The following is a 1,041-nucleotide window of genomic DNA, read 5'->3' as shown; positions in this document are numbered from 1 at the left end:
ATGCGAATATCGCGATAAGCGGTGCGACCGGTAACGGCGGCGCTTATAAGCTCGGTGATACGGTGACGGCAAGCTGGGATAACACGGCAGTTGGCGATAACAACAGCGACACCATCAGCAGCGTGACTATCAACCTCGAGTTCTTTGGCGGCGGGACTGCGGTCGCAGCAACGAATACGACCGGCACCTGGAGTACCGCGTTGGTGATCCCGGAAGGGGTGACGGTAGCGACTGCGAATGTTTCAGCAACGGTGACGGATAATGCGGGCAATACGACGACTACAACGGATACCTCTAATGTGAAAGTCGACACCTCACGCCCGGCGATGACGCTGACGAGCTCTGATACGTTGTTGACCGTGGGTGAGACGGCAACCATTGGCATTTTCGTTTCTGAGTCGGTCGATTTGACGGTCGATGCGCTGCAAGCCAGTGCTGGGACCTTCAGTAACTTCAGCGGCAGTGGCTCGAACTATACGGCAGTTTATACGCCTGCGGAGAATAGCGAAGGCAGCGTCACAGTCAACATTGCCGCCGACAGCTATACAGATCCGGTGGGCAACAACAATGACGCCTCCAACACCTTGTTCTTAAACATCGACACGCAAGTACCGAGTGTCGATATCACGGCCGATACGGCAGCACTCGCTGCTGGGGAGACAGCGCAAGTGACCTTCACCTTGAGTGAAGATGCAACCAACTTTGTCGAAGGTGATGTACAAGTCACTGGCGGAACCTTGTCAGGCTTTGCCGGCTCCGGCAGCAGTTATACGGCGACGTTGACCCCAGCGGTGGCCAGCACCACGGGCGTGACTGTGGATGTGGCGGCCAATACCTTTACCGATGCGGCGGGCAACAACAACGTTGCGGCGTCGCAGTTGAGCTTGAGTGTTGATACGGTGGTGCCAACCATTACCGTTGCAAGCTCAGTCGGTGCGTTGAAAGCCGGTGAGACGGCAGCGCTCACCTTTACCTTAAGTGAGAGCTCAAACGACTTTGTGGTCGGTGATGTGACCGTTGTCAACGGCAGCTTGAGCAACT

The 1,041-nt window shown here is 56.1% G+C and carries 1 protein-coding gene; it reads left to right on the top strand.

Features of this window, described 5'->3' with window-relative positions; all coding sequences use genetic code 11:
- Window positions 1–1,041: Ig-like domain-containing protein (locus CWE22_RS12070; protein ID WP_211618725.1), on the top strand; the 1,041-nt coding region annotated here is incomplete at both ends.

The organism is Pseudidiomarina aestuarii, assembly GCF_003987355.1.
Classification (GTDB): domain Bacteria; phylum Pseudomonadota; class Gammaproteobacteria; order Enterobacterales; family Alteromonadaceae; genus Pseudidiomarina; species Pseudidiomarina aestuarii.
Note: the sequence above shows the minus strand (reverse complement) of the source record. Positions and strands in the feature narration are given on the sequence as shown.